This is a genomic window from Oleiphilus sp. HI0067 (assembly GCF_001635735.1).
Genome location: NZ_LWFI01000319.1, coordinates 1 through 702 on the forward strand (window position 1 = coordinate 1; position 702 = coordinate 702).

The window sequence follows — 702 nt, forward strand, 5'->3', positions numbered from 1 at the left end:
GTGAGTGCCATAATGTTGCGATAAATCTTCGGCGTGCTCTCTGAGGATGCCAGAAAGCGCAATGCTCGCATTTGCTTTACATAGTCCCGAAAGATGCTCTCTGAGGCTGTAAAGTGGTTGTGCAAGAATATTGGCTACTAATACGTCTGCATGAATGTCTGGACAATCATCCGGTAGGTAGCATTCTATAGCGTCAGCAGATAATTGATTTCGCTCCGCGTTATCTTTCGTCGCAATAAGTGCTTGAGGATCGTTGTCGACAGCAATTACACGTGAAGCGCCGAGAAGTAGCGCTGCGATACCGAGAATCCCAGAGCCACACCCATAATCGATCACAGTTTGGCCTTTTAAATCTTGTGCATCTAACCATTCGAGACATAAGAATGTTGTTGGATGCGTGCCTGTTCCAAATGCTAAACCCGGGTCTAGCATCAGATTTACTGCGTCGGGCTCAGGTGGCTCGCACCAGCTAGGGCATATCCACAAACGTTTGCCACAAGATATGGGCTTAAAATTTTCTATCCATTTTCTTGTCCAGTCTTCATTTTCGAGAATGTCGACTTGTAACGACGGAAAGTCTGTATCGGGTAGATAATGATGAAACACTTCTTTAGCGATGCTTAAGGCTTGTTCCATGTCGGTGTCTTGCTCGAAAAGCGCGGTGAGAGTGGTGTCGTCCCAAACTGGCATTGTGCCGAGCTC

At 46.9% G+C, this 702-nt stretch carries 1 protein-coding gene; it reads right to left on the bottom strand.

What is annotated here, in order from left to right:
• A partial coding sequence (gene prmA, locus A3739_RS03855; protein WP_068500387.1) for a 50S ribosomal protein L11 methyltransferase occupies positions 1-690 on the bottom strand: 690 nt, incomplete at its 3' end.
• Positions 691-702: the final 12 nt, after the last annotated feature.